This is a genomic window from Paractinoplanes pyxinae, from assembly GCF_026626335.1.
GTDB lineage: Bacteria > Actinomycetota > Actinomycetes > Mycobacteriales > Micromonosporaceae > Actinoplanes > Actinoplanes pyxinae.
Window position 1 is genome coordinate 1 of record NZ_JAPNTZ010000013.1, and the last position, 26,615, is coordinate 26,615.

General features: G+C 70.9%; 24 protein-coding genes. 10 read left to right on the top strand and 14 right to left on the bottom strand.

What is annotated here, in order from left to right:
• Positions 1–18: 18 nt before the first annotated feature.
• A complete protein-coding gene (locus tag OWR29_RS32515) occupies positions 19–537 on the bottom strand; it encodes an NUDIX domain-containing protein (RefSeq protein ID WP_267567207.1) in 519 nt (172 codons plus the stop codon).
• Between the two features lie 79 nt (positions 538–616).
• Here OWR29_RS32515 and OWR29_RS32520 point away from each other — a divergent pair, with 79 nt between their 5' ends.
• The gene (locus OWR29_RS32520) at positions 617–1,387 is read left to right on the top strand and encodes an SGNH/GDSL hydrolase family protein (RefSeq protein WP_267567208.1); all 771 of its coding nucleotides are present in this window, start codon (positions 617–619) and stop codon (positions 1,385–1,387) included.
• On the opposite strand, the gene OWR29_RS32525 is transcribed toward OWR29_RS32520, so the two are convergent.
• The 7 genes from OWR29_RS32525 to OWR29_RS32555 form a co-directional block, all read right to left on the bottom strand.
• Positions 1,357–3,291: an EAL domain-containing protein gene (locus OWR29_RS32525; protein ID WP_267567209.1), complete on the bottom strand. Its 1,935-nt coding sequence runs from the start codon at positions 3,289–3,291 to the stop codon at positions 1,357–1,359. The genes OWR29_RS32520 and OWR29_RS32525 overlap by 31 nt on opposite strands.
• A complete protein-coding gene (locus OWR29_RS32530; protein WP_267567210.1) occupies positions 3,278–3,886 on the bottom strand; it encodes an RNA polymerase sigma factor in 609 nt (202 codons plus the stop codon). The genes OWR29_RS32525 and OWR29_RS32530 overlap by 14 nt, the downstream gene beginning before the upstream one ends.
• Positions 3,883–4,155: a hypothetical protein gene (locus OWR29_RS32535; RefSeq protein ID WP_267567211.1), complete on the bottom strand. Its 273-nt coding sequence runs from the start codon at positions 4,153–4,155 to the stop codon at positions 3,883–3,885. Before OWR29_RS32535 ends, OWR29_RS32530 begins: the two co-directional genes overlap by 4 nt.
• A 184-nt stretch (positions 4,156–4,339) precedes the next feature.
• Complete coding sequence (locus OWR29_RS32540) at positions 4,340–5,512, bottom strand: glycosyltransferase 87 family protein (protein WP_267567212.1); 1,173 nt, start codon at positions 5,510–5,512, stop codon at positions 4,340–4,342.
• Positions 5,509–6,891 (bottom strand): polyprenol phosphomannose-dependent alpha 1,6 mannosyltransferase MptB, encoded by a 1,383-nt coding sequence (gene mptB / locus OWR29_RS32545; RefSeq protein WP_267567213.1) that lies wholly within the window; start codon positions 6,889–6,891, stop codon positions 5,509–5,511. Before mptB ends, OWR29_RS32540 begins: the two co-directional genes overlap by 4 nt.
• A gap of 137 nt (positions 6,892–7,028) precedes the next feature.
• On the bottom strand, positions 7,029–8,303 hold the full coding sequence (locus OWR29_RS32550; RefSeq protein ID WP_267567214.1) for a DUF4832 domain-containing protein: 1,275 nt from the start codon (positions 8,301–8,303) through the stop codon (positions 7,029–7,031).
• Positions 8,304–8,343: 40 nt separating this feature from the next.
• Positions 8,344–9,483 (bottom strand): type III PLP-dependent enzyme, encoded by a 1,140-nt coding sequence (locus OWR29_RS32555; protein ID WP_267567215.1) that lies wholly within the window; start codon positions 9,481–9,483, stop codon positions 8,344–8,346.
• A 123-nt stretch (positions 9,484–9,606) separates the two neighbouring features.
• Between OWR29_RS32555 and OWR29_RS32560 the strand changes: the two genes are divergently transcribed.
• Complete coding sequence (locus tag OWR29_RS32560; protein WP_267567216.1) at positions 9,607–10,545, top strand: helix-turn-helix domain-containing protein; 939 nt, start codon at positions 9,607–9,609, stop codon at positions 10,543–10,545.
• Between the two features lie 28 nt (positions 10,546–10,573).
• Here OWR29_RS32560 and OWR29_RS32565 read toward each other — a convergent pair whose 3' ends face one another.
• The 3 genes from OWR29_RS32565 to OWR29_RS32575 all read right to left on the bottom strand — a co-directional run bounded on the left by OWR29_RS32565 (position 10,574) and on the right by OWR29_RS32575 (position 15,510).
• The gene (locus OWR29_RS32565) at positions 10,574–14,116 is read right to left on the bottom strand and encodes a S8 family serine peptidase (RefSeq protein WP_267567217.1); all 3,543 of its coding nucleotides are present in this window, start codon (positions 14,114–14,116) and stop codon (positions 10,574–10,576) included.
• A 109-nt stretch (positions 14,117–14,225) separates the two neighbouring features.
• Positions 14,226–14,948: a hypothetical protein gene (locus OWR29_RS32570; RefSeq protein WP_267567218.1), complete on the bottom strand. Its 723-nt coding sequence runs from the start codon at positions 14,946–14,948 to the stop codon at positions 14,226–14,228.
• Positions 14,941–15,510, bottom strand: coding sequence for an RNA polymerase sigma factor (locus OWR29_RS32575; RefSeq protein ID WP_267567219.1), 570 nt, complete (start codon positions 15,508–15,510; stop codon positions 14,941–14,943). Before OWR29_RS32575 ends, OWR29_RS32570 begins: the two co-directional genes overlap by 8 nt.
• A gap of 92 nt (positions 15,511–15,602) precedes the next feature.
• On the opposite strand from OWR29_RS32575, the gene OWR29_RS32580 reads away from it, so the two are divergent.
• The 5 genes from OWR29_RS32580 (at position 15,603) to OWR29_RS32600 (ending at position 19,778) form a co-directional block, all read left to right on the top strand.
• A complete protein-coding gene (locus OWR29_RS32580) occupies positions 15,603–16,811 on the top strand; it encodes a beta-propeller fold lactonase family protein (RefSeq protein ID WP_267567220.1) in 1,209 nt (402 codons plus the stop codon).
• Positions 16,812–16,995: 184 nt separating this feature from the next.
• Positions 16,996–17,988, top strand: a complete 993-nt coding sequence (locus tag OWR29_RS32585) for a polysaccharide deacetylase family protein (RefSeq protein WP_267567221.1) — start codon at positions 16,996–16,998, stop codon at positions 17,986–17,988.
• 96 nt (positions 17,989–18,084) lie between these two features.
• The gene (locus OWR29_RS32590) at positions 18,085–18,327 is read left to right on the top strand and encodes a hypothetical protein (RefSeq protein WP_267567222.1); all 243 of its coding nucleotides are present in this window, start codon (positions 18,085–18,087) and stop codon (positions 18,325–18,327) included.
• Between the two features lie 170 nt (positions 18,328–18,497).
• The gene (locus tag OWR29_RS32595) at positions 18,498–19,277 is read left to right on the top strand and encodes a hypothetical protein (RefSeq protein ID WP_267567223.1); all 780 of its coding nucleotides are present in this window, start codon (positions 18,498–18,500) and stop codon (positions 19,275–19,277) included.
• Between the two features lie 117 nt (positions 19,278–19,394).
• Positions 19,395–19,778 carry a VOC family protein gene (locus tag OWR29_RS32600; RefSeq protein WP_267567224.1) on the top strand — a complete coding sequence of 128 codons (384 nt, stop codon included), beginning with the start codon at positions 19,395–19,397 and terminating at the stop codon, positions 19,776–19,778.
• A 20-nt stretch (positions 19,779–19,798) separates the two neighbouring features.
• Here the strand turns inward: OWR29_RS32600 and OWR29_RS32605 are convergent, their stop codons facing one another.
• Entirely contained in the window at positions 19,799–20,650 is an 852-nt protein-coding gene (locus OWR29_RS32605) for a hypothetical protein (protein ID WP_267567225.1), read from the bottom strand.
• A gap of 280 nt (positions 20,651–20,930) precedes the next feature.
• Here OWR29_RS32605 and OWR29_RS32610 point away from each other — a divergent pair, with 280 nt between their 5' ends.
• Positions 20,931–21,056, top strand: a complete 126-nt coding sequence (locus tag OWR29_RS32610) for a hypothetical protein (RefSeq protein ID WP_267567226.1) — start codon at positions 20,931–20,933, stop codon at positions 21,054–21,056.
• A 300-nt stretch (positions 21,057–21,356) separates the two neighbouring features.
• Here the strand turns inward: OWR29_RS32610 and OWR29_RS32615 are convergent, their stop codons facing one another.
• Positions 21,357–22,181, bottom strand: a complete 825-nt coding sequence (locus OWR29_RS32615) for a S1 family peptidase (protein WP_267567227.1) — start codon at positions 22,179–22,181, stop codon at positions 21,357–21,359.
• 109 nt (positions 22,182–22,290) lie between these two features.
• On the opposite strand from OWR29_RS32615, the gene OWR29_RS32620 reads away from it, so the two are divergent.
• Both OWR29_RS32620 and OWR29_RS32625 read left to right on the top strand, forming a co-directional pair.
• On the top strand, positions 22,291–23,007 hold the full coding sequence (locus tag OWR29_RS32620; RefSeq protein WP_267567228.1) for a hypothetical protein: 717 nt from the start codon (positions 22,291–22,293) through the stop codon (positions 23,005–23,007).
• A 1-nt stretch (position 23,008) separates the two neighbouring features.
• Entirely contained in the window at positions 23,009–24,892 is a 1,884-nt protein-coding gene (locus OWR29_RS32625; RefSeq protein ID WP_267567229.1) for a CHAT domain-containing protein, read from the top strand.
• Here the strand turns inward: OWR29_RS32625 and OWR29_RS32630 are convergent.
• Complete coding sequence (locus OWR29_RS32630) at positions 24,825–26,510, bottom strand: L-lactate permease (RefSeq protein WP_267567230.1); 1,686 nt, start codon at positions 26,508–26,510, stop codon at positions 24,825–24,827. The two genes, OWR29_RS32625 and OWR29_RS32630, sit on opposite strands and share 68 nt — an antisense overlap.
• Between the last annotated feature and the right edge of the window lie 105 nt (positions 26,511–26,615).

A 26,615-nucleotide genomic window follows, 5' to 3' on the forward strand; every position in this document is an offset into this window, starting at 1 on the left:
CCAACCAAGCTCACGCAGTTACGCCTTTCCAGCTCCCCAGGCGGTTGGGGTTTGGGGCGAAGCCCCAAGGTCTTGACTGTCCACATAAGAAGCACCGTCCTCCAGGTAGGCAGTGCCACCCAAGGAACGCGCCTCAACGGCGGCACTCATACGACGAAACAATTCCGGCGATAAGACAGACGATGCCTCAGCCGACGTACACCAGCGCCAGCTTCGGAGCTCTTCAACAGGGAGCACGATGCGCGCAGCCTGGTCGGCGGACAAGACGCCCCCGTCGAAAACCAGCATGAGCCCGTCGACAAGGGGCGGCGTCCAGTCGATCACCAGCAACCGGCCGACCGGCAACGAAAGACCCAGCTCCTCGAGCAACTCCCGGGACACAGCAGTCAACGGCGACTCCCCCGCTTCGACCACCCCTCCAGGGATCTCCCACGTGTCCTTGTAGGTGGGCTCGACAACCAGAAACCGGCCACCTTCATCGGTGATCAATGCGCCCGCCCCGACCACTTTCCGAGGCAGGGAAGCAAGGAAGGTCATGCGGTGACTTTGTCAGGTCTTTGCCGGGCGGTCACGACCGTGTGGCTCTGCGCACTCCCAGGCGGTTCACAGTGTGCGCATGATCCGGTTTGCGGCCCTCGGTGATTCGGTCACCAGCGGGTACGGCGATCCGATGCCCGGCGGCGGCTGGCGCGGCTGGGCGGCTCTGCTCGCCGACGCCCTTCCCGCGGGCACCGACTTCCACAATCTCGCCGTCAGCGGCGCCCGCATCGGCGACGTCGCCGAGCGTCAGCTGCCGGCCGCCCTCGACCTGCGCCCGCAGCTGGCTTCCGTGCTGATCGGGATGAACGACACCCTTCGCGGCGACTTCGACCCCCGGGTCCTGGGCCATTCCCTCACCGACATGGTGGCGGCGCTGTCGGCGTGCGGCGCCACAGTGCTGACCGCCCGCCTGCCCGACCCGGGCCGCATGTTCGGCTTGCCCGGCGTGATCGCGCGTCCGCTGGGCCGGCGGATGGCCGCCCTCAACGAGGTTCTCGACGAGATCGCCGTGACGTACGAGACCGTGCACGTCGATCTGGCCGACGCCGCGTACGCCCGTAACAACTGGAGTGTCGACCGTCTGCACCCGTCGGAGCGCGGCCATCGCCTGCTGGCCCACAGTTTCGCCACCGCCCTGGTCGAGGCCGGTCATCCCGTCGATCGCCTGCCCGGCCTGGACGCGATGAACCCGGAGCCCAGCATCGGCGAGCGGGTGTGGTGGATGGCCACCAAGGGCAACCGCTGGCTGCTGCGCCGCTCCACCGATCTGCTGCCCACGCTGGCGCAGCTGGCCGCCCGCGAATGGCTCACCACCACTCAGCCCACGACCGTCCGCGTCACCGACTGATCCTCGCCGGCCCGCGCGGGCAGCCGCAGTTCGAGTTCGACGCTTTCCGGTGCGGCCAGGCTCGCCCCGATCGGCACCGGCCGGCCGCATCGGAAGCCTTGGGCGAAGTCGACCCCGTAGCCGCGCAGCAGGTCGAGGGTCGGTTCGTCCTCGACGTATTCGGCGGCCACCCGGATGCCGAGGGTGTGGCACAGCGTCACGAGCTGCGAGACCAGCGCCTGGTCGGTCGGCGACCGGCACAGGTCGACGATGAACGTCCCGTCGATCTTGACGAGGTCGACCGGGAAGTGCCGCAGGTAGTTGAGCGGGGCGAACCCTGTTCCGTAGTCGTCGAGGGCCAGGTGGCAGCCGATCCGCCGGATGCCGGTGGCGAAGTCGAGGGCGGCGTTGTGGTTCTCGATCAGCGCGGTCTCGGTGATCTCGAAGGTGAGCCGGGCCGGGTCCACCTCGTGCCGGCGGATCGCCTCGTGCACGAAGGCCAGCAGTCCCGGGTCGGCGAGCGACCGGCCCGAGACGTTGAGCTGGTAGTGCGAGGTCTGCGTGCCCCGGCTGACCGCTTCGAGGGCGTGGTCGATCACCCACTTGTCCACGGCGAGGATCTCGCCGACCCGTTCGGCGATGTCGAGGAACGCCCACGGCGCAGTTGGCTCGCCGGTGTCGCTGCGCACGCGCAGCAGGATCTCGTGCCGGGTCACCTTGTTGAGACCGAGGTCGAGGAGGGGCTGGGTGTAGAGGGCGAACCGGTTGGCCGAGACCGCCCGCAGCACCCGCTCCCGGCAGCGGGCGGTCCTTTCGGTGTTCCGCACCGGGTGGTCGAGGGCGTGGACGACGTGGCCGCTACGCCGGGCCTCCCGCACCGCGTACTCGCCGTCGACCAGCAGGTCGAACCCGGTTTCGGGCACGCCGGCGCCGAAGTGGACCAGGCCGGCCCACGTGTTGAGCCGGATCGACTTGCTTCCGGTGGGGAACAGGTGGTGCCGCAGGGTGTCGGCGATCCGCTCGGCCAGTGCCTCGGGTGTCTCGCCGGGCCGGTCGGGCCCGGTCACGAGCATGCCCCACAACCCGGGGCCGACCAGTCCGCACGTCACCCCCGGGCCGGCGATCTGTTCCAGCAGGTGCGCCGTCCGGGCGGCCAGCCGGTCGCGGTCGGCGTCGGTGAAGTCGCCGGGCAGGCGGACGGCCGGTTCGGTGGCCACGACGACGAGGGCCCCGTCCGTGGTGCGCCGGGCCCGGTCGACCTCGTCGGTGAACCAGGCCCGGCTGGGCAGCCCGGTCACGTGGTCCTGGGCGGCCCGGTCGGCGCACAGCATCTCGTTGCGGGTGGCGACACGGACGCGTTCCTGCCGGGCGAGTTCCTGGGCCGTCACGTCCTCACCGGTCGCGATGACGCCGGACGGCTCGCCGGCGTCGGTGAGGACTTCGATGTCGCAGCGCACGTAGCAGACTGTGCGATCTTGCCGGATCACCCGGAACGTGACCTCGCCGGGACGCCGGTGCTCCCAGGCCGCCTCGACCGCGGCACGGAAAGCGGCCGCGTCGGCGGGGTGAACGATCTTCAGCAGCGCGTCCGAGGTCAGCTCGATCGTCCCGGGCGCGTACCCGAAGATCATCGCCATCTCGTCCGACCAGCTGACGTCGGTCAGGCGCCGGGGCTGCCCCCGGCCGACGGTCCAGGTGATCGTGCCCAGCTTGGCCAGTTGCGCGGCCCGCGCGATCCGGGTCGCCTCGTCGAGGCCGGCGGCCAGCGGATCCACCACCTCGGCGTCGACGATGATCTCGCGGTTCTCGGCCAGCGCGGCGTCGTGCTCGCTCAGCACGGCCCGCGCGAAGCGACGGGCCCGCGCGACCTCCAGCGCAGTGGCCGGCTGAGATTCGGCCAGCGCGAGGATGTCATCGAGATTCATGACGGCCTCCCGGTCGGCGGCTCGTCTTCGACCGGTAGCCCGCCTGCTCGGCGAGCTGGCGCAGCTTGCCGATCGCGGCCGACCGGTACGAGACGACGCTGTCCTCGGCCACTCCGAGGTGGACGGCGATCTCGCGGTCGCCGAACCCGTCGCGCGACATCCGGAACACCTCGGCCTGCCTCGGCGACAACTGGGGCAACCAGCGTTCGACCAACTCGCGCGCCTGCCAGGCGTCGGTCACGTCGAGCGGTGGCGCCGGCGGCAGGTCCTCCGGGGCCGTCGCGGCCTCGTCGCGGAGCTTGCGCTGCTCCTTGAGGATCTTGAAGCGGGCGGTCGTGATCACCCAGCCGACCGGGTTGACGTGGACCCGGACCTCCGGCCACTTGACCCGAGCGTGCAGGAAAGCCTCGTGCAGGGCGTCCTGCACCAGCTCGCGCTGCCGGCACCGGGCCAGCAGGATCCGCTCCACAGTGCCGTAGCCGGCCTCGGTGAAGACCTGGAACTCGGCGTCGTGCTGGGCCTTGAGACGCCCGGCCCCACCGTCGTCGTCGGGCGGATCGGGGTTCAGCGCGACGGTACCGTCCACGGTGGTCATGCCGCCTCGCTCTCCGTCGCGAGAGGCGCGGCCGGGCCGCCCAGCTCCACCTCGCGGTGGCCGTCCCGGTCGCGCTCCACGATCCGCACCACGTCGTGGTGCGTGCCGGCCAGCCCCATCAGTCCGTTCATCCGGGCCGCGGCCCGGGCCGAAGCCTCCCGCTCCGCCTGCCACCTGGTGCGGTGTGCGATGTAGGCCCGCACCAGCCCGGCCGCCGCCCCCGCGAACGTGACGGCCAGGGCCAGCGGCCCGATCATCGATTCGTCCATCGTCTCCCCCACTCGCTCCCTGCCCCGCTAATTACTGTCCGTGGGGAGGGCCGGAGATGGATGACACTGCGGACGGCAATCTTCGAGGTGATCGACGATCACGGGTAAGAGCAGGCCAACAGTCACAAAGTTATCTGCCGGCCACGCTGAGCGAGCAGTGCCGCCAGCGACCGAAGGAACACTCTCAGTGGCGGTCGGTGAGCAGCTCGGGTGGGGGTGCGGTGGGAACGGCGGCTCGGAAGGGGACGGTGAGCAGCAGGGCGAGGCTGATCCAGACGTACGTGTTGCTGCCGATCGCGGCCAGGAAGCCGTGCGCGCCGGCCCACCAGAGCCAGACGACGCTGCTGCTCAGAATCACGTAGGCCACGGCCAGCGCGGCCAGGCGAGGGCGGGATCGGTCGCGCAGGGCGGCGTCGGTGAGCAGGAACAGGGCGGGCAGCAGCCACACCAGGTGGTGCACCCAGGTCACGGGGCTGATCAGGCAGGCCACGATGCCGGTGGCGGCGAAGCCCGCGGCGTGGTCGGCCGGGCCGGAAGCGTCACGGAGCAGGCGTACGCGCAGGAACCACACGGCCAGGACGACCGCGACCGCGGCCAGCCACCAGGCCGAGGGCAGCTCGAGGCGGGCGACGACGCCGCGCAGCGACTGGTTGGAGACGTACTCGAGGCGGCCGACCCGGTCGGTGTCCCACAATGTCGTGAGCCAGAACTGGGCCGATGTGCTCGGGGCGATCAGCGCGGCCAGTGCGGTCGCGCCGGCCGCGGTGGCGGTGGCCGTCCAGGCGGCGCGGTACTGCCGGGTCACGATCAGGTAGCCGATGAAGACGACCGGGGTCAGCTTGATCGCGGCGGCCAGGCCGATCCCGGCGCCGGCCCAGCGGCGACCGGTGGCCAGGGCGCGCAGGTCGACCAGCACGAGCACCAGCAGCGCCAGGTTGACCTGGCCGAAGCTGAACGTGTCGCGGGCCGGTTCGAACACGAGGATCGCGAGGAAGACCAGCGAGCAGACGAACCACGTGGAACCGCCGTACCGCCGTACGACAGGAACCAGGAACCACCGCAGCAACAGGACCACCGCCGCGGCGTTGACGACGATGCCGAGCGCGACCGCCACCGGCCAGCTGGTCAGCGCGAGCGGGCTGAAGACCAGGGCCGCGAACGGCGGATAGGTGAAGCCGTACTCGGTGTTCTGGTAAAGGAAGTCGTACAGCTCGTTGCCGTCGAGCAGCCACGAGCGCACCGCGCCGCGGTAGACGCCGAGGTCGAAGAACTCGCGGAACGTGGGCACGGTGACCAGGAAGACGCCGACGGCCACGGCCGCGACGACCACGACAGTGATCTGCAGCCGGCGGCTCATCGGGTCGCCCTCGCCGGGACGAGCCGGTCCGGGACGGGCGCGGCGGCCAGACGCACGGCCAGGAAGGCGGCGCACCCGGCCAGGCCGCCCAGGGTCGCCAGCAGCAGTTCCCCGGCGTCGACGGCGAAGCCGTCCGGCAGCACCACCAGCGTCATCACCGCGCAGGCGACCGCGAGCGCGCCGCGCACCCAGCGATGACCGGCCGCCGCGGCCAGCGGCACCAGCCCCCAGATCAGATACCAGGGGCGCAGCGCCGGACCGAACGCCACGACGGCCACCAGCACGACCCCGAGGCCGTAGAGCGGACCGAGACGGTCGAGGTAGGCCCAGACGAGCCCGGCCACCACCAACGTGGCGAGCACGCCCAGCCAGCGCCAGAGAGCAGTGGTGTCCGCGCCCAGGAAGTCGGTGGTGAACCGGCCGAGCACGCTGGTCAGCGACAGATTCTGCGGGGAGATCGGGGTGTCCAGGGCGGCGATCCAGCCGTACCCGGTGCCCGCGATCTGGGTGAACAGCGCGGTCGCCGCCGCGGCGGTGGCTCCGACGGCGGCTGAGGCGCGCAGGCGGGGTATGCGGCCGTCGAGCCGGGACGCCCAGATCACCGCGACCGCCACCAGGCCCAGCACGGCCGGCGCCTTGATCAGCGCGGCCGCCACGATGAGGACGGTCGCCAGCACCGGGCGGTTGCGGATGGCGGCGGCCAGGCCGGCCGCGAGCAGGCCGACCATGAGCGCGTCGTTGTGCGCGCCGCCGACGAAGTGGATCAGCACCAGCGGGTTCAGGACGGCCAGCCACAGCGCCTTGTGCGGCGGAACTCCGGCCTCGGTGGCGAGCATCGGAAGCACGTACGCCAGAAGCGCGAGACCGGCGACGGCCAGCAACCGCATCGCGATCACCCCGGTCAGCAGGTGGCCGCCGATGGGCGCGGTGACCACCTCGGAGAGCAGCAGGAAGACCGGCCCGTAGGGGCTCGGGGTGTGCTGCCAGATCGCGGGCACCTGCTCGGCGAAGAACCCGCCCAGCGCGGCCGGCCCGGCCCGGTAGACGTCCATCCCCTCGCCGAGCATCAGGCCCTGGGCGAGGTAGCTGTAGACGTCGCGGCTGAACATCGGCGGCGCGATCAGCAGGGGCGCGGCCCACAGCGCGGCCGTACGCCACATCGTGCGGGTGTCACCGGCCCGGCTCAGCCGCCCCAGCCACCACCACGCGAGCAGCAGCAGCATCAGGCCGCCGTACACCGCGAACAGCCCGATGCGCACGTGCTTGAGCCCGGCGAAGAACGGGATCCCGACCGGCAGCGCGCCCGCTCCGAGCCCGCCCACGGCGATCAGGCAGGACCCCGCGAACCCCGTCGCGCGTGCGGCGTGATCTCTCAACACCGCAGAACCCTCTCAATGAAGGGTGTCGCGCCGGGGACGGGATGCCGTCGCTCAAGTGACGGGCCGCCGTCCCGTCAGTCGGAGATTTTGTGCGCTGCGCCGCGTCCCGCTTCCACCGCGTGACGGAGGCGCCGGGCTCACCGGACAGTCAGGGTGCTGCCGAGCGAGTTCCAGCCGCGGGCGGCGTCCCAGACACCCGCGTTGGCCAGGCGAATCGCGTAGGCCGGGGTGGCGGCCAGTCGGGGCGACGTGTCGGGCAGGCTCAGCGAGAGGCGGTAGGCGCCCCGGGCGGGCGCCTTGAAACTTGCGGTCAGCGTGACGGCTCGGCCCGGTTCCCACGTACGAGGGTCAGTGGCGACCCGGATCGCTCGGGAGCCCAGCCGCAGATAGACCGGACGGCTCTGGGCCGGCGCCGCATAACCGTCATTGACGAGGGTGATCCGGGCGGTAACCGTGGCACCGGCCCGAGCCTGAGCCGGCAGGGTGGCCTTGACCAGGCGCACCCGGTAGCCCAGCCGGCGGGCGGCCTCGGCCCGTCCGGCCGCGCCCCACGAGGCCAGCACCTGCTCGTTGAACGACGGGTTGAGGTACGTCCAGTGGTAGCGGGCCATCTCGGCGCCGGCGTTGGGCCAGCCCGACCGGGCCGAGACGTCGCACGTCTCGCCGCCGACCAGGGTGGTCGTGGAGGACGCGAGCCACTTGGTGTCGTCGGGCGCGGTGAAGGTGCCGTAGTCGTCGGTGCCGGCCAGGAAGCAGTCGTTGTGGATGCCGATGCGCGCCATGGACGGGAACAGGCGGCGCTTGTATTCGGGCGTACGCACCTGGATCAACGTGGTCGGGGCGGTAGCGGCCAGCAGCGCCGCCAGCACGGCCTTGCGGTCGGCCCAGTTCTGCGCGGTCAGCACGCCGGGCGACGACGAGAAGTTCTTGCTGTAGTACCACTCGCCCCACTGGCCGATGAAGCCCGCCTGCAGCGCGAAGATCACGTCGGCGTTGGCCTTGAGCAGCGGCCCGAGCTGGGCGATGTGCCCGAGGGCCCGGGCCTTGGGGGCGTCGGCGTCCGTTTCCGAGCTGTACGAGAACCGGAGCACCAGCTTCACCCCGGCCTTGCGGGCGGTGGCGAAATCGGCCCCGATCAAAGCCAGGTCGGCCGCCGAGATCTTGTCGACGGCCTGGTACTTGTCGAGGTAGTAGTGCCGGTAGACCAGAGTCCGGTCGCTCTTGGCCGGCGCCAGCGGCTCGAAAAAGCCCAGGTGGGTCTCGGTGTACGCGAAGAAGCCGCGCCCCGGGTTGGCGATCACCTCGGACGTCGCCGCGTACGTCTTCGTCACGGACGCGGCCGGCGTCGCGGCCTGGGCCGAGCCCGGGAGCAGCACGGCGACGGCCAAGGCCGCGACGGACAACAGACGCATGATTCGGTTATCGACCGGCACCGGGCCGGCCTGAGCAAACTCAGCGGATCACCGTCCGCAGGGGCGGCAGCCCGTTGAAGCCCACCGACGAGTATGTCGCCGTGTAGGCGCCGGTGCCGAGAATGCGGATCTCCTCGCCGGCCGCCAGGTCCAGCGGGAGATCGTACGGCGCGTGCTGGTAGAGGATGTCGACGCTGTCGCACGTCGGTCCGGCCAGGATCACCGGGCCCGTCGGGCCGTCCCGGGCCGTCCTCAGCTCGTACTGGATCGCCTCCTCCTCCGTCTCGGCGAGCCCGCCGAACCGGCCCACGTCGAGGTAGACCCAGCGCGGCTCGTCGTCGTAGGACTTGCGGGCGACCAGCACCACCTGCGTGTGCAGGACCCCGGCGGGTGCCGCGACGTACCGGCCCGGTTCGATCATGAGCGACGGTGCATCCTGTCCGAAATGTCGCATGACGGCCGACCGGATCGCCGACGCGTAGGACGTGATCGGCTCGACCGGAGTGCGGTACGAGACCGGGAAGCCGCCACCGGCGTTGAGAACCCGCAGGTCGACGCCCGAGCCGCGCAGAGCCGCGAAGATCGACGCGGCGGTGGCGACGCTGGGCTCCCACCGTTCGGGGTAGAGCTGCTGCGATCCCACGTGGAACGCGATGCCGGCCGGGTCGAGCCCGCGCAACGCGGCCACCTTCATGAGGTCGACCGCCATCTCGGGCACGCAGCCGAACTTGCGGCTGAGCGGCCAGCGCGCGCCCTTGCTGGAGGCCAGCACCCGGCACATCACCGACGAACCGGGCGCGTGGTTCACGATCTTGTCGAGTTCACCCTCGCTGTCGAAGGCGAACAGGCGGACCCCTCGGGCGTACGCGTAAGCGATGTCCTCGGCCTTCTTGATCGGATGGCCGTAACTGAGGTCACCCGGAGAGGCGCCGGCGGCCAGGCAGAGGTCGATCTCGGCCCGGCTGGCCACGTCGAACCGGCATCCGGCGGCGACCAGGGCCCGTAGCAGGGGTGGTTCGGGGTTGGCCTTGACGGCGTAGTGGATGTGGGCCCCGGCGAAGGCGTCGGCGATCCGTTGGTACTGCTCACGGGCCACGTCGACGTCGATCACCAGGCACGGTGTCGGATGCGCGCCGGCCGCGAGCGCCGGCTGCGCTGTCTCATCTGCGGTCACTGTCATGGTTGCGGTGTCCTCATCGATGACGGGGGCAACGACGACACTCAGCGTACTTCCATCAATGCGCTGAGTGGTGATCGGATATAGACAGCGGGAAAGATTCAGAAGTCTTATTACAGTTACGGCGTGTCCGACCTGCTCTCCACACCGGAGCAGCACGCCTACCGCCTGCTGGTGCGGATGGCCGGAGCTGCCCCCAGGGATCTCGCGGCGCAGGCCGGCCTCGACCCGGTCGAGGCGTCCGCATTGCTCGAGGCCCTGCACCGCAAGGGGCTGGCCACGCCCGGCCCGCTCTTCCACGCCCTGCCGGCCGACGTCGCGCTGGGCGAGACGCTGCTGCGCGAGCAGCAGGCCCTCGAGTCGTCGCGGCAGCTGGTGGCCGCGCTGAGCGAGGAGTACCGCTCGAACACCCGCCGGCGCAACTCCGACCACCTGGTCGAGATCGTGGTCGGGGCGCCGGCGCTGCGCACCCGGCTGCGCGAGATGCAGGACTCGGCCCGCGACGAGATCCTCTGGTTCTGCCGGGCCAACCCGATAGCGATGCAGGGACCCGACAACAACGAAGAGTCGGGGGCGCTGGAACGCGGCGTCCGCTACCGCGCGATCTACGAGCGGGATCTGCTCGAGAAGCCGGGCGAGCTGGAGAGCATCGTCGACGCCATGCGGCTGGGCGAACTCTCCCGGACCCTGCCCGCCCTGCCCGTACGGCTGGCGATCGCCGACCGCGAACTGGCGATCTGCCCGCTGGTGCCCGACGCCTCCCGTGGCGTCGGGGAGCCCACCGCGGCATTGATCCGCCCCAGTGAGCTCCTCGACGCCCTGGTCGCCCTCTTCGAGAGCTACTGGGAGCGCGCCACCCCGTTGCTGCCCGACGGCAGCGAGGAGGAGCCCGACAAACTACTGCTCTCGCTCTTCGTCGCGGGACTGCCCGACAAGTCCATCGCGACCCAGCTCGGGGTCAGCCGCCGGACCGTCCAGCGCCGGCTCGACCGGCTGATGGAGGCGGCCGGCGTGGACACCCGGGCCGGCCTGGCCTTCCAGGCCGCCCGGCGGGGCTGGCTGTAGGCCGGCCACCGGTCCTCCGCGAGCGGTTTCATGCCCGGCCGTAGGCCCGGAGCACGGTCTGCGTGACCGAGTTCCCGGACTTGTCCGAGGCGGTCACCCGCAGCGACACCGTCCCCTTACCGGCCGGCACGATCACCGTCGAGCCGATGGCCGGGGCGGTCTTCCAGGTCTTGCCCTCGTCGGCCGAGGTCTCGACCCGCACCTGCCGGGCGTTCGGCACCTTGACGCCCAGCAGATGCGGCTTGGTGGTCGTCACCGGAACGTCGTATCCGACCTGCAGCAGTGGAAGACGGCCGGCCGCACCCGATGTGAAAGTCCACTCGGTGGCGGTCGACGTGCCGTACTGCCAGTCCTCGCTGCTGCGGTTGCTCGTGATCGACAACTTGTAGGTCGCCTTCCCGGCCGGCACGGTCACGTCCTGCCAGCCGTCGGGCAGCGTGGCCAGCGGGGCGCCGTCGCGGTAGAGCGTGGCCGGGGCCGCGTCCACCAGATAGTGCCGATCGCTGCTGTCCACGTAGGACGCCACTCGCAGCTTGAGTGTGTCGCCCTCGCGGGTGTTGCTGTACCCGTCGGGGGTGGCGGGCCGCACGACCGGCGCGTACCAGATCTCCGTCGACGATCCCGCCTTCGGGTAGGAGACCGGGTCGTCCTGGATGCCACCCTGCAGGCTGCCGCCCATGTTGTTCCACGGGTACTCGTGGTGCACCTGGTGCTGCCACACGGTGTCGCCGGTCGAGACCCACTCCTGGCGCACCGACGGGGTGCGCACGGCCCGCTCGGTGTCGTTCCACGAGTACTCCTGGGCCGGCCGCCACCCGAACCGCTGCTCCTTGATCCAGTCGAAGCCGCCGTTGTCGGGGTAGCGCGTGGTGATCCGCCGCGTGTTGGCCGGGGTCACCTTGTGCACGATCTGGCTGGGCACCTGATTCTTCGAGACCTGGTACACGTCGTACAGGTAGGGGCTGTCCGGGGTGAGCGTCAGCGTGATGGTGGCACCGGGGCGGGCCGCCCGGGCCAGGATGCGCTGGCCGTCGTCGTGGGCGACGAGCGCGCTGGGAATCGCCATGCGGTCACCGCTCGGATCCCACGGCTGCCAGGCGCTGCGGTCGGCCGGCACCACGACGAGCGCCACCGCCGCCCCGGCCGCGGCCGCCGCCGCGGAGGCGTCGTCCGGGTTGTCCGACTCGATCAGGACGGCCTTGCCTCGTACGTTGCCCTTGAGGCCTTTGACCAGTTCGAATTTGCGGGTGCCGTCCCACGCCGGCGAGGTGACGCAGAGGTTGATGTCGAGCTCGCCGGTGACTCCCGGCACGCTCGGCTGCACCAGCGGGGCGACGAGCTGCCAGCGCGACGAGAACTCGTAGCTGCCGTGGCGCAGCTTGGCCGTCGGGGTGACGTTGATCTTCTGCACGGCGCTGAAGCTCATGAAGCCGTTGATGATGCTGCGGCCGCTGCCGGTCACCCGGTGCACGTAGTAGCTCTGGATCGCCCGCTGCTCGGCCGGCTTGGGCGTCTCGATCCGGATCGGCCGGCCGGTGCGGGCGTCGAGCAGCACGGTCAGGTCCCGGTCGACCTTGAGCTCGGGAATGGTGACCAGGGTGTCCTGCTCGTCGAGGGGCACACCGTCCGAGATGAGCGCGTCGACCAGGTAGTCGCCCTCGCCGAGCTGGAACGTCTTCTCGTCGCCCTGGAACAGGAAGTCGAGCACGTCGTAGCGCGCCACGTCGCCGAAGGCCTGCAGGGCGGGCACGGCCGCGGGCTTCCCGCTGCGGTCGACGGCCTTGAACGTCACCAGGTGGCGGGGCTGGTCGAGGGTGCCGCCGACGGCGGTCGTGACCTTGATCCCGTCCGGCCCGGTGGCGGTGAGCCAGCCGCTGAACTGGCCGGGGTCCGACTTCGCGATGTCGAAGGTGAGCTTCACACCGGCCGTGCCGCCGGCCGGAACGGTCACGGTGGACGCCGAGAGGCCGACCGCGGCCACGTTCTTGGTCAGGGTCAGCGTGACCGGCGTGGCGCCGGTGTTGGCGTACGTGACGGTTCGCTCGAGCAAGGCCGGCGTCTCGTCGATGGCGTGGAAGCCGAAGTCGGCCACACCGGTGCCGGACACCGGCTGAGAGGTGGCCCGGGTCAGGTCGACCCGGCCCGCGCCCTGCGCGTAGACCGAGGTGTCGGCGGTTGTCTTCGCCGTGCTGACCAGCTCGTCCTTGATCTGCGCGCCGGTCCAGTCCGGGTGCTGCTGTGCGATGATCGCGGCCGCGCCGGCCACGTGCGGGGTGGCCATCGAGGTGCCGTTGGCCGCGGTGTAGAGCTCGTCGACCGGCTCGCCCATCGAGGTGCCCTCGGCCCGGGCGGCCACGATGCCGACGCCTGGCGCGGTGATCTCGGGCTTGAGTCCTTCGTCGCCGAAGCGCGGGCCCCGGCTCGAGAAATCGGCGATCCGGTCGTCCCGGTCGACCGCTCCGACGGTCAGCGCCGAAGGGGCCGCGCCGGGCGTGCCGACCGAGTAGTCCTGGCCCTCGTTGCCCGCCGCCACCACGAACAGCGTGCCGGTGGCCGCGCTGATCTCGTCGACGGCCGCGCTCATCGGGTCGGTGCCGTCGGTGGCCCCGCCGCCCAGGCTCATGTTGACGACCTTGGCTCCGGCGCCGGCCGCCCACTCCATGCCGGCGATGATCCCGGACTCGTAGCCGGAGCCGCTGTCGTCGAGAACCTTGCCGATCAGCAGCCGCGCGCCGGGCGCCACGCCCTTGCGGGTGCCGTTCGATCCGGCGCCCGAGCCGGCCACCGTGGCTGCCACGTGTGTTCCGTGTCCGAAGTGGTCGGTGGTACCGGTGGCGCTGTCGCTGAAGTCGCGAGCTTCCAGGATCCGCCCGGCCAGGTCAGGGTGGTTCTGGTCGGCGCCGGTGTCGAGCACGGCAACCTTGACGCCGGCGCCGTCGAGGCCGGCCTTCCAGGCGTCGGGCGCGCCGATCTGGGCCGTGCTGCGGTCGAGCACCGGCTCGACCTTGCCGTCGAGCCAGATCTTGGCGGTGGTCGCGGTGCGTGAGCCGTCGGCGCTTGCTTGCGTACGCCAGAAGTCCGCGAGCGTCTTCTTGTCGGCGCGCACCGCCACGGCGCCCAGGCTGGGCAGCTCGGTGCCCGCCGCAGCGCCGAGCGCACGGGCGCCGGCCGGCGACTTCACGATCAGCGGGAGGGTCGGCGTGGCCGCGTCGCCGTAGCCCTCGTCGACCAGGTGCTGCACGTCGAACAGCTCGGCGTCGACGCGGCCGTCGGCGATCAGCGGCACGGCGTCACGCGGGACGACCCGGACGCCGTCCTTGGTCTCGGTGGTCGTGAACGACATGCGCTCGCGACCGGGGGCCGGCCACACCGTCGCCGCGACCCGGCCGTCGCCCGCGGGGGCGAGCTGGACGACGTCGCCCGTGACGAGAGTGATCGCCTGGGCCTGGGCGCGGGCGGCGCCGGGTGCGGCCGGGGTGGCAGCGGCGGGTCCTGGGGGGAACCCGGCGATGCTGCCGGCTCCGATCAGGACGCCGGCTAGTACGCAGCTGAGGCGCTTGTGTGGTGACAAGGCCGACTCCTTCGCGTGGGGTTCCACGCATTTTGAAGTGGGCCGATGTCTCGGCGGGAGGTGTGCGCGGTGCCGCAGAGGCGACATGGCGCGATGTGGACAAGTTGTTTCAGGACAAAGACAGCGCGGCCACGCGGGCTTCTTCGAGGCTGGTGAAGCCCTCGAGGCGGTACGTCACCTGACCGTGCTCCCAGATCAGGGTGGGCGTGGCCAGGCGGGCGGTGGCGGTGCGCTCGGCGCCGGTGCGGTCGACGTAGGTCAGCGTGTGCGGGCCGGACAGCCAGATCGCCATGTCGCCGCCCATGTCGACCCACTGGGCGTCCCGGGCCTGCTTGAGGAAGGCGCCGGCCGAGCCGTCGAACTGGTCGAACCGGATGGCGCCGCCGTGGTAGAGCGCGCTGACCACCCGGGGCACGCCGTTGTCGTCGGGATCGGCCAATTCCACGCGCTCCGGCGGGCCGAGTGCGGCCGGCATCCGTACCGGGAAAGGCGCTTTCTGCTTGGCCACGTCGAGGGACACCGAGCCGGCGGAGGGAAGCGGGCTCGGACTGCTTTGCGGGGGCGCCGCGTTGTTCGAACGCTCCACCTCGATGCCGGCGATCCGCAGCACCGAGGCGACCGCGTCGACCACGGCGGCCCGCGCCGGCTCCACCGCGACAACAGTGACCGCGACCGCGGCCACGGCCGCCGCGAGCCAGACCCGCCACCGGCCGATTTCCTTGCGGGACAAGCGTTCCCGGACGGCCACGCGCTGGTCGGCCGGCTCGGGCACGGCCAGCCAGCTCTCCAGGTCGCGCAGCTCGTCGATCAGGTCGTCGTCGCGGTCAGTCACCAGGCACCTCCTCGGCCCGCAGGTGCTCACGCAACCGGGCCAAAGCCCGCGAGGTACGCGACTTCACCGTGCCCTTGGGGACGCCGAGCGCGGCCGCGGTCTCTTGCTCGCTCAGGTCGAGCAGGAAGCGGCAGACGAGCACGTCCTGATCGCGCCGGTCGAGCAGGCGCAACCGGCTGACCAGCCGCTCTCGTCGTTCGCGAGCCAGCACTGTGTCGGCCGGATCGGGCGCGTCGGGCAGCGGTTCGGAGGCCGCGGCCGCGCGCAGGGCCAGCCCGTCGCGGCGCCGGCGGGAGCGGTGCAGGTTGCGGGTTTCATTGGCCACGATCGCCAGCAGCCACGGGCGGAAGCCGGACTCGCCGCGGTAGCGCGACAACTGCCGGTACGCCTTCACCAACGCCTCCTGCACCACGTCGTCGGCGTCGTCGCCCGCGCCGAGCAGGACGGCGGCCCGATGGGCGGGCACGGTGTAGCGGGCGGCCAGGACCTCGTACGCCCCCAGGTCGCCGCCCCGCGCCCGGCTCACGGCCGTCGCGTCGTCCAGCTCGGTGTCCGCGCTCAACCGGCTCCTTCGTCCGCACCGACACTGCACTGACACCGGCCGTGGCGGAACGGTTCCCGGAACCCGATGCGAAGTTGTGGTGTCAGCAAGGCATGACCACACGCCGCTCGTTCCTGACGCTCTCCGGTGGGGTGCTCGCCGCCTCCGCCCTGGCCGCCTGCCGCGAAACGCAGGCGGCGGCCGCTCCCCTGTCGTCGTCGGTGCCCGACGTGGTGCTGGCGGGCAGCCGTACGGGGATTGTCCGGCTCACCGGCGGCGAGGTGCGCCCGATCGGCGCGCAGTCCGTGCTCAGCCGGGCCGGCGACGTCGCGTACGTGGTGAGCGACGCCGGGCTCGAGCGGGTGGACGCGGCGACCGGGGCATCCCTCCAGCAGCAACCGATCGGGGGTGGATGGATGCCCCGGGTGGTCGCCGAGTCGTCGGATCTGTGCGCGCTGCTGACTACGCCGCCGGGCGAGCCGCCGGCCGCGCGCGCGACGTCCGGCCTGCTGGTCGTGGGGGCCGGCCGCCGGCAGAAGTTCAACCTGCCGGGCTGCGTCGAGCCGGACGCCTTCACGTCAGACGGCACCGGTCTGTTCGTGCTCGACTGGTTGCCGGCCGACTTGCCGGACCATTACCGCGTACGGCTTCTGGACTTCAGCGACGGCAAGCTGCACCCGCTCTACACGCGCGACAAGACGCCCGTGCCGGAAGGCGCGGAAGAGCAGATGCAGGGCCGCGGGCGCCAGGCGGTGTATTCGAAGGATCGGCAGACGCTGTACACGCTTTACACGCACCAGCCCGAGCATCAGCACACGCGCAACCTGCTCAACGGCACGCGCAGTCACGTGCACGCCTTCGTCCATGTGCTGCACCTGGCCGAGCGATGGGCGTACTGCCTGGATCTGCCCGACCCGTTCGGGCGGGGGCCGGCCGAGGGGCACGCGCTGGCCGTCGACGGGACGCGGCTGGCCGTGCTGGACACGGCTTCCGGCTCGATCGCCCATGCGAACACCGAGACGCTGCAGATCGAGCGGGTGGCCCGAATCGCGGCCGGACACGGGCCGGCCGGTCTGGCCTACAGCCCGGACGCCCGGCTGTTCGCGGCGGACGGCAACACCGTGCATGTGTTCGATCGCACCGACCAGGCGCTGGCGACGTGGTTGCTGCCGTCGGCGGTGCGAGGGGTGCGGCTTAGTGCGGACGGGGCGCGGCTCTACGCCGGGAGCGAGAACGAGGTGGTCTGGCTGGACGCCGGCTCGGGTGTGCTCCGGGGCCGCGTACGGGTCGATGGGTTGACCGAGATACTTTCCGCCGGATGACCGGAAGTTTCGGTTGATCGCCTGTCACGAGCAACGGCCTCACCAGCCGATAAATCGTCGGAAGTTAATGGTTGACTCCGCCTGGACGCGCTCCCAAGATGGAGTCAATGACGACCGTCGATGGCGTCAGGGCTTCCACCGGTCCTCCGCCGTCGTCTCCCCCGACCGACGAAGGTGATCCCCCGTGATCCGTCCTCGATCCCTGATCCTCGCCACCGCGGCGGCGCTGCTGGCCGGCGCCGCCGCGGTCGCCCTCACTCCCCCGGCCCAGGCCGCGGCCAGTTGTGCCAACGGCTACGTCGGCCTGACGTACGACGACGGGCCCAACCCGAGCACCACCACCTCGCTGCTGAACGCGTTACGCAGCAACGGTTTGCGGGCCACCATGTTCAACACCGGCCAGAACGCGGCGGCCAATCCCGGCCTGGTGGCGGCGCAGGTGTCGGCCGGCATGTGGGTCGGCAACCACAGCTACACCCACCCCCACATGCTCACACTGAGCCAGTCGGCCATGTCGTCGGAGCTGTCGCGCACCCAGACGGCCATCCGCAACGGGGGCGGCGGCACCCCGACGATCTTCCGTCCCCCGTACGGCGAGACCAACGCGACGCTGCAGTCGGCCGCCTCGGCCCTCGGGCTGCGTACCGTGACCTGGGACGTCGACTCACAGGACTGGAACGGGGCCAGCACCGCCGCGATCGTGCAGGCCGCCTCCCGCCTCACCAACGGCCAGCTGATCCTGATGCACGACAACTACCAGACGACCATCTCGGCCATCCCGCAGATCGCGGCCGGCCTGGCCCAGCGCGGCCTGTGCGCCGGCATGATCTCGTCCTCGACCGGCCGGGCCGTGGCGCCCAGCGGCGGGTCCGGCCCGACCAACCCCACCACGCCGCCGCCCGGCAACGGCAGCTGCACCACCACGTACACCGCCGGGCAGCAGTGGCCGGACAGGTTCAACGGCTCGATCGCCGTGAACGGCAGCAGCAACTGGGTCGTCACCGTGACGCTGCGGGCGCCGCAGCGCGTCATCGCCAGCTGGAACGCGTCGATCAGCACGGACAGCAGCGGGCTGGTGCTGACCGCACGGCCCAACGGCAACGGCAACACGTTCGGCCTCACCATTCAGCACGGCGGTAACTGGACCTGGCCGTCGCTGAGCTGCCGGGTGGGCTGACGGGTCGAGCGTGGGGGTGCGCGTGCCGGCACCCCCACACTTGATCACCGGAGTGGCGTCTGTCCTTTCGTGTCCGATTCTCGTAGATTGGAGCGCATGGCAACGAACTCACTCCGCGGCGCTCTGCTGCGGTCGTTGCCGTTCCTGCTCCTGCTGCTGACGCTGGGCCTCGTGCGCATCGCGCCGGCTGCGGACTCCACTGCCGACGGTCGGTCCGACGAACTGGTCGAGGCCGAAGCCCGTACGTCGGCGCCGGTTGCCGACCGCACGCGGGCTCTCACCGCGCAGCGCACCGCCGGGGTTTCCGGCTCTCGCGCACCGCCTTTCCACACCGCCTGATCACGCGCTGACGGCCCTCGCGGCCGTGCCCGTGGTCGCTGCTTCCGCGCCCCCGGCTCACCTGTGTCCCGGCCCGCGCGGACCCGATCAGCCTTCGGCGGCGTGGCCCTGTCCGCGTTCCCGTCGGCGCCCAGCCCGACTTTCTCCCGAGCGGACAGGACTACCTGGCGATGAACAACGTTGTTGCGGAAATGCTGCTGACCACCCCGGCCCCGGCCGCCATCTGGGCCACCCTGTGGATCCTGACCCTGCCCGCCATGCTGCTGCTGGCCAGCCCGCGGGCCATGCGCAACCCCTGGCAGACGCTGCGCGAGACGGTCGGCTGGCTGCGCGACCGCACCGAGGAGCGCCGCGAACTGGCCCTCGAAGCCATCGCGGCCACCCAGTTCGCCGAGGAGGTGCGGGTCGCCGCCGACCGCGCCGCCCTGGCCGCCGACCGCTGGCAGGAGCGCTGGGAGCAGACGACCGACGAGGTGACCGACGCCTGGCAGGCCTGGCTGGACGCCGACGCCCGCCTGCGCACCCGCCGGGCCGGGGCCGTGTTCGGCACCCCGTGGAGCGCCCAGACCCCCACCGAGTACGCGGCCCGCGAACGCTTCCTGCACAAGGCCGTCCGCACCGCCGCCGACCAGGGCTGGCTGCCCGCCGCCGCCGTGGCCGACGCCCTGGCCGGCCGGGCCGGCTGGGACGCCCGCCTGCACCCGCTGGAGCAGGAACTGGTCGTCCTGCGCGCCGCCGCCGGCCACCTGCGCGACCACTACGAGCGCGCCGTGGCCGCCGAGCAGTCCGCCGCCCACGACGCCGAACTGGCCCGCCGCACCCGCGACAGCCTCCGCCAGGAGTCCTGGACGGCCACCGCCCGAGCCGCCGAACTGCGCCACCACCTGCCCGCCGAGCTGACCACCGCCGAGCCCGCGACCAAGCGCGCCCTCGCCGCCGCCTGGCGCTGACCCGCTCTGATCTCCGCAGCGGCGCTCCGATCCCACGGTGGGTCTCTGTTATTTGGGCCCGTAGAGGCCCGCTGAACGGGCCAGTGGCGGCCGCTCGCCGGCGTTAGCCTGCGGGGCATGGCAACGCACTGGACCATCGGCGCCGACGCCGCCGACCCGCACCGCCTGGCCGCCTTCTGGGCCGAGGCGCTGGGCTACATCGCCGAGCCCGGCTACGACGACCCCGACGGCGCCTCCCTCATCGACCCCGACGGCCGCGGCCCCGCGATCAGCTTCCTGCGGGTGCCCGAGCCCAAGACCGCCAAGAACCGCTTCCACATAGACATCCGAGTGGCCGGCGAACCCCCATGGAACATGCCCGAGCGCGAACAACTGATCCGAGCCAAGGTCGAAGCCCTCCGAGCGGCCGGCGCCACCGAACTAAGAGACGAGTTCTACGGCGACGACCTCGGCCACGTGGTCATGCTCGACCCCGAAGGCAACGAATTCTGCGTCGCCTGAAGGGGCGCCGAGCACGCCGGCTAGAGGGCCTGCGCGAGGTTCCATTCGTAGCGACGCCCCTCGGGTGAGGGGTCGGTCCAGACGATCACCCAGCCCCCGCCCTCACGCACCTCGGGCGAGCCGATCCGGCCGAACCGGTGCAGTTCCTCGACACTCGGCGCCTTGTCGCTTTTCGGGAAGACGAAGCGAACGGTCAGCTCGCTGAGAACGGAGTTGTCGCCGTTGCCGGCTGGGAGCCGGTCGTTCCAGACGAGGTGGTCGTAGCCACGCTTGCGCAGCGGCGCCCACAGTCCACGCGAGCAATAGCTGATCTGCCAGGTGAAAGGCTCGGTCAAACCCGGATCGAAGACCAGCCAGACGCGGGGCTTCTCGGTCGGCCGCAGCGGCAGAGGGGTGATTCCCCCGTTGGGCCGGTCCAGCGCCCATTTCAGTCCGATGTCGTCCAGGCCGATGATGCGGTCGTTGCCATAGGGCACGATCGGCCGGATCGCACGCTGGGTCACTCGTGGCTTCGGGGTGGTGCGGCGGCGCTCAAGGATCGTGTCGCCGTCGTCGTCCGCACCGATGGTGACAGTCAACTCGAGGCTTTCGGCGTAGATCGGCCCTTCCTGGTCGATGATCCGGTCGATCGCTTCGACGTAACGCTGGTGCGCGATCTGCTGGGCAGCCAGTTCCTGCCGCAGCTTCCCGCCGACGCGGACGTAACGCAGCAGCGAGTACCGGATGATCAGGTACAGCAGGCAGGCGGATCCGAGACCGGCGAGGATGAACCGGCCGACTCCGGTGGGCCAGCCGTACAACTGGGCCACGCCCGACCCCAGCCCGACCACCAGCGCCACGAAGCCGATGAATTCCTGTAGCAGCTTCCGCACGTGCGGCTCCCACGGATCTCTGGATCACCCATGGTGCCGAATACGCCATCTCGCCCGCATCACTCGCGACGGTGATTGTGCGCCGCACAACCGGCATGGCCAAGATATTCACGTGCTCATCGTTGTGATCTCGAATCGTGGCGTCGCATCCTTGCGGTGGACATTGAATTGACTCAGATCTTTGGAGTCGACGGATCACCGGAGGGTGGAGATCCACATGCCGCGACTGTCGAACGGCCGTTCGCCACAATCAGCCGACGGCGGCGAAGGCGGGAGCTTCATGCACAGTTTGTTCGCGGCGCCGAGCGCCATCTCGGAGAAACTGACCGACGCCGGCCTGCTCGCCGTCACCCTGTCCTTGTCGGCGGTCCTGGTAGTCATGGTGGCCGCCGCCGTGGCTGTGTAGCCGGGCGGAAAGCAGCGAAGCCGCCCATCGGGGCGGCTTCAGAGCGGGCGGATCACATGCGCTCAGCGGAAATTGCCGCCCTCGCCGCCGTGCCGGACATCAGTCGAAGTCGCCATGACAAGATCCTTCTCTCGATTCGGTCACGCCATTTCCCGCAGTGGTGAAAATGGCGCCACGGGAGGCTACCGGATGCCCAACGAATGGTCGCGCATCACCGATGTCACCCGGACAGGCCGAATCTACTGACCGAACAGCCGGGCTGCAGGCGAACCTGCGACCCGGCCGCTTCCGTGGTCTTTGTCAGGGGCGGGTGAGCAGGCAGCCGGACTTGTTGAGGTCGATCGTGCGGGTCGAGGTCAGGCACGTGGTGAACCAGTAGGTCTGTTCGCCGTAGCTTTGGCCCTGGTAGGCCCTTGTCGTGCCGTCGGCGGCTACCTCGCAGGGGTTGTTCAGGGTGCACATCTGGCCGTCGTCGTTGCCGGTGTTGTTGATTCCTACGATCTGGTTGGTCGCGGCGTTGAGGATCGGGGAGCCGGACGTGCCGTGGATGGTGTCGCAGGCGGTGTCGTAGCGGATCGAGTCGCGCCACGTCCATTCGCCCTCGCGCAGCTGGGGGACGAAGCTGTCGATCTTGCAGTTCCAGATCCGCTTCCAGTAGCTGGACGGGATGCCGATGCTGATGCCGGCGGCCGGGCGGCTGCTCGCGATGGTCAATGCGGTCGCCCCGTACCGGCTCGACAGCGTCGCGTAGGTGCTGGTGAGGCGGTACAGCGCCACGTCGGTGCCGGTCATCGTGGCGTAGAGGACGCGGTCGGCGCGGACCGTGCCGAGGCTGCCGCCGCTGCTGTTGAGCAGGGAGCCGGACCGGCTGGAGGTGCGGTTCTGCAGCACCTGGCCGGCGCTGAGGAAGCCGCCCTCGTAGCAGTGCCCGTTGGTCAGCATCATCGCCCGGTCACTGCTGACCGAGGACGGGTACCGCACGAGCGAGGCCGAGCAGTTGTTCAACGCGATGGTGGACGCCAGCGTGGTGGCGGCGACCGCCTGGGCGGGGGCCGGCCCGGCCACGACGCCGGTGATGGCGGCGGCGGTGGCGGCGGCGAGGGCGAAAGCACGTCGTAAGCGCATGGTTCGCACAGTGGCACCGCGCATTTAGGCCTGTCAATCTATAGCGCCCGGGTCATATCCCCCGGCCGGTCCGTTGTGCACGGACGCGGACCGGGCCAGGATGAGCCCCATGGGCACCGCGAGGAAGTTCAACCGGATCCTGCATTCCGAGCTTGACGTGCACGCGGCCTGGGTGCCCGTGACCAACACGTTCGCGCTGGGCGACTACGGCGTCTTCAGCGACGGTGTCTTCGTCAAGATGGGCAACATCGCCGAGCACGGGATCACCTTTTCGACCGCCTCGGGCGCGCCGGCCCGATTGCGGTTCCGGTCCGACGGCGTACGCGTGACGAAGTTCGTGGCCGGCGCCGAGGTGCCCAATATTCCGCAGGTCGACCTGGAAGCGTCGATCCGCATCGAATTCTCCACCGCGGATTCGTTCTACGTCGACGCCCCGGTGCTCTCGGTCGAGTCGATCGAGGACGTGGCCCGGGTCGGCGCCGCCCTGCGCGAGGTCGAGGGGTGGCGCCGGAAGTACAAGGTGGTCTTCTCGACGTACACGGGCCAGGGTTGCACCGTCATCTCGTCGCGCAAGGCCAACTCGACCTTCGAGCTGAGCGCCACCGCCGACGTCCTGCACCTGCTCGAGCTGGGCAAGGCGAACGGCGGCATCACGCTGTCCGGCGAGTCGGCGGCCGGGCTGGAGGTCATCGGGGCGACCGGCGTCGTCGGGCTGCGCCTGTTCAAGCTGCGCCTGTTCACCGGCAGCACCGACATCCTGCGCGACCAGGAGAAGGGCGACCTGATCGAGTACGAGGACGAGGGCGACCCGGAGGACGACCTCTGACATGCGGTCCGACCTGATCGAGTTCTTCCGCTTCGACGACCAGGACTCGGGCATGCTGCGGCGCGGCGACCGGTTCCTGCGGGCCCGCGGCAACGAGCCGGTCACCGAGGTCGAGATCCCGATCCAGCACCGCGACTTCCTGCGCCGCCTGGACCAGCTGCGGTACCAGGTGCAGCACGACTCCGACCGCCGGGACGAGGCCCTGCGGGCGCTGGCCGAGGTGGTCACCCAGGTGCTCGGGGTGTGCGCGACGCCGGACGAGCCGACCCAGATCGACCTGGTGACCAATGCGGCCGAGCTCAGTGCCCTGCCGTTTGAGCTGGCCCACGACGCCGACGACCGGCCGGTGTTCGCGGTGTCCGAGCCGCCTTTGGTGCTCACCAGGCGGGTGCGCACCGGCACGCACGGCACCCGCCACGTCTGGTGGTCCACGCCGCGCGTGCTGTTCGCGGCGGCCTCTCTGCCGGGGGCGGGCGAGCCGGTGCCGATCGAGCCGCACCGGGCCGCGCTGCGTGACGCGCTCAAGCCGTGGAGCGAGCCCCTGCCGGTCGAGGGCATGAACGACGCGGTCCGCGACAACCGCCGCGTGCTGACCACTCTGGAACGGGCGAGCCTGGGCCGTATCCGGTCGGCTGCGCTGGCCGCGGCGGCCGAGGGCCGGCCCTACACGCATCTGCACGTGCTGGCCCACGGCTGCGACGTCGGCGACCAGTTCGAGCCCGCGTTCGGCGTCGCGCTGTTCGCCGACGACGGCAAGAGCCGGGCCGCGGTCACCCCGGACGAGCTGCGGGCGGTGATCCAGTCGATCGAGCCGGGTCCGGTGGTGGTCACGCTGGCAGTGTGCGACGGCGGCAACGAGTCGAACAGCGTGACCGGCGGCGGCAGCCTGGCTCACGAGTTGCACCGGTCGGGCGTACCCGTCGTCCTTGCTTCGCAGTTTCCGCTCACCTTCGCCGGTTCGACGACGTTCGCCCGGCAGTTCTACGGCGACCTGCTGGCCGGCGGCGACGTGCGCACGGCGCTGCACAAGACCCGCTCCCGGCTGCACCACGAGGGCGCGGACTCCAAGCACGACTGGGCCAGTCTGGTCGCGTACGTGCAATTGCCCGAGGACTACCAGGACAGGCTGTACGAGGTGGCCATGCAGGCCGAGATGGCCTCGCTGCGCACCGCCCAGCTGTGGTCGGACAGGCTGATCAGGGAGGGCATCACCGACGAGGCCGCGTTCGAGACGGTGGCCGAGCAGCTGCGGTCGCGGATCGCCTCGCTGACCCGCTACGTCGAGGGCCCGGTGGCCGAGCCGGCCGAGGCGGCCCGGCTGGAGAACATCGGCGTCCTCGGCAGCGCCCAGAAACGCTACGCCGAGCTCTCGTTCCACCGCGGTGACCCGGAAGCCGCCCGCGCCGCCCTGCACGAGGCGCACCGCTGGTACCGGCGCGGCTTCACCCGCAGCCTCTCGCACCATTGGCACGGCGTGCAGTCCCTGTCGACCGAGGCGGTGCTCACCGGCGGCATCGAGAGGCCGGGCCAGTGGTACGCCGCGGTGGAGGCCGCCGAGTCCGATGACGACGACGTCTACGCCCCCGGCTCGCTGGCCGAGCTCTGCCTGCTGGCCCCGCTGGCCGGGTTGCCTCCGGCGCTGGAGCAGGCTGAATTGCGGCTGGCCGAGCTGGTGGCCGGGGCCGGCCCGATCCCGGTCGACTCCACCCGCCGCCAGCTCACCCGCTACGTCCGCTGGTGGACGCGGGGGCACGGCTACTTCCCGGGCTACGCCGGGGGCGATCTGGCCGCCGGGGCGTCGCGGCTGCTCGAGCGGCTCAGGGCGTTGCCGGCACCATCCAGTCCAGCACCGGAGTTCCCTGAAGAGTCACCAGAACGCACATGACCAGCAGCAGGGCGACGCTCCAGCCGACCACCCGGCGGAAGATGTCGCCCTCCTTGCCCGCCATGCCGACGGCCGAGGCGGCGATGGCCAGGTTCTGCGGGCTGATCATCTTGCCCAGGACGCCGCCGGACGAGTTGGCCGCGGCCAGCAGCACCGGGTCCAGGCCGGCGTCGGCCGCGGTCTGCACCTGCAGCGCTCCGAACAGCGCGTTGGCCGAGGTGTCGGAGCCGGTCACGGCCACGCCGATCCAGCCCAGGATCGAGGACAGGAAGACGAAGAAGCCGCCCGCCTGGGCCAGGAACTCGCCGAGCGTGTTGGTCTGACCGGACTGGTTCAGCACGTAGGCGAGGGCCAGGACGGCCATCACCGTGACGATCGCGTGCCGCAGTTCGACGTACGTCCTTCCGTACGCGCGCAAGGCTTCTCGCGCCCCGACGCGCAGGAGGACCGCGGTTATCAGGCCGGCCAGAATCATCAACGTGCCCGCGGCGGGCAGCCAGCCGAGGGTGAACGTGGTCGAGGCCAGGGGTTTGCCGTTGGCGCCGAGCACGTCGAGCCCGGGCCACCCGAACGACACCGTCCAGGGCGCCTCGGCCAGCGCCGCCTTGATCGGCCCCAGGTTGGCGATCGAGAAAATCACAATAATTACCAGGTACGGCGCATAGGCACGGGCCACTTCGGCCCGGGTGTCCCGCTTCTCGGCCACCGCCACGGCCGAACCCGACGCCGGCGCCGGCCGTTCCCCTGTGGACAGATTGGGCGACTCGACCGGGCGCCACCGCCGCAACAGCAGCATCACGGCCGCCGCGGCCAGCAGCGCGGCGATGATGTCGGTCAGCGGCACCGAGATGTAGTTCGACGCCACGAACTGGGCGCCGGCGAAGACCACCCCGGCCACCAGCGCCACCGGCCAGGTCTGCTTCACGCCGCGCTTGCCGTCGATCACGGCCACCAGCACCAGCGGCACCACCACGGCCAGCACCGGCGTCTGCCGGCCGACCATCGCGCCCAGCGTGTCGGGGTTGAGCCGGGGGTCGTCGGCCGCGCCCGATGTCACCGTGCCCAGCGTGGTGATCGGGGTGGCCAATGCGCCGAACGCGACCGGCGCGGTGTTCGCGATGAGGGCCACCGCGGCGGCCTGGATGGGGCGGAAGCCCAGGGCCATCAGCATCACCACGGTCACGGCGACCGGCGTGCCGAAACCGGCCAGCGCCTCGAGCAGCGCGCCGAAGCAGAAGGCGACGATCACGGCCTGGATCCGCATGTCCGGGCTGACCCGTTCCATCGAGCGGCGCAGCACGTCGAAGTGGCCGCTGACCACGGTCAGGTTGTAGACCCAGATCGCGTTGATCACGATCCACAGGATCGGGAAGAAGCCGAACGCGGCGCCCTCCGTGGCCGACAGCACCGCCTGCCCCACCGGCATGGCGTAGACCGCCACGGCCACCACGAGGGCCACCAGCAGCGAGATCACCCCGGCCAGCCAGGCCCGCATGCGCACGACGCCGAGCAGCACGAACAGCGTCAGCAGGGGCAGCACGGCGAAGACGGCGGAGACCGCCACCGAGTCGCCGACCGGGTCCGTCACGATCCGGAACTGATCAAACATGATCGCCATCCATAAATATCGATGGAGTGTCATCGTCCACCCGTTGCCGCGCCGCCGCATCCCGAGCCTCAGATGCCGCCGAATGCGGAAAGAGCTCACTTTCGGCGCATTTCG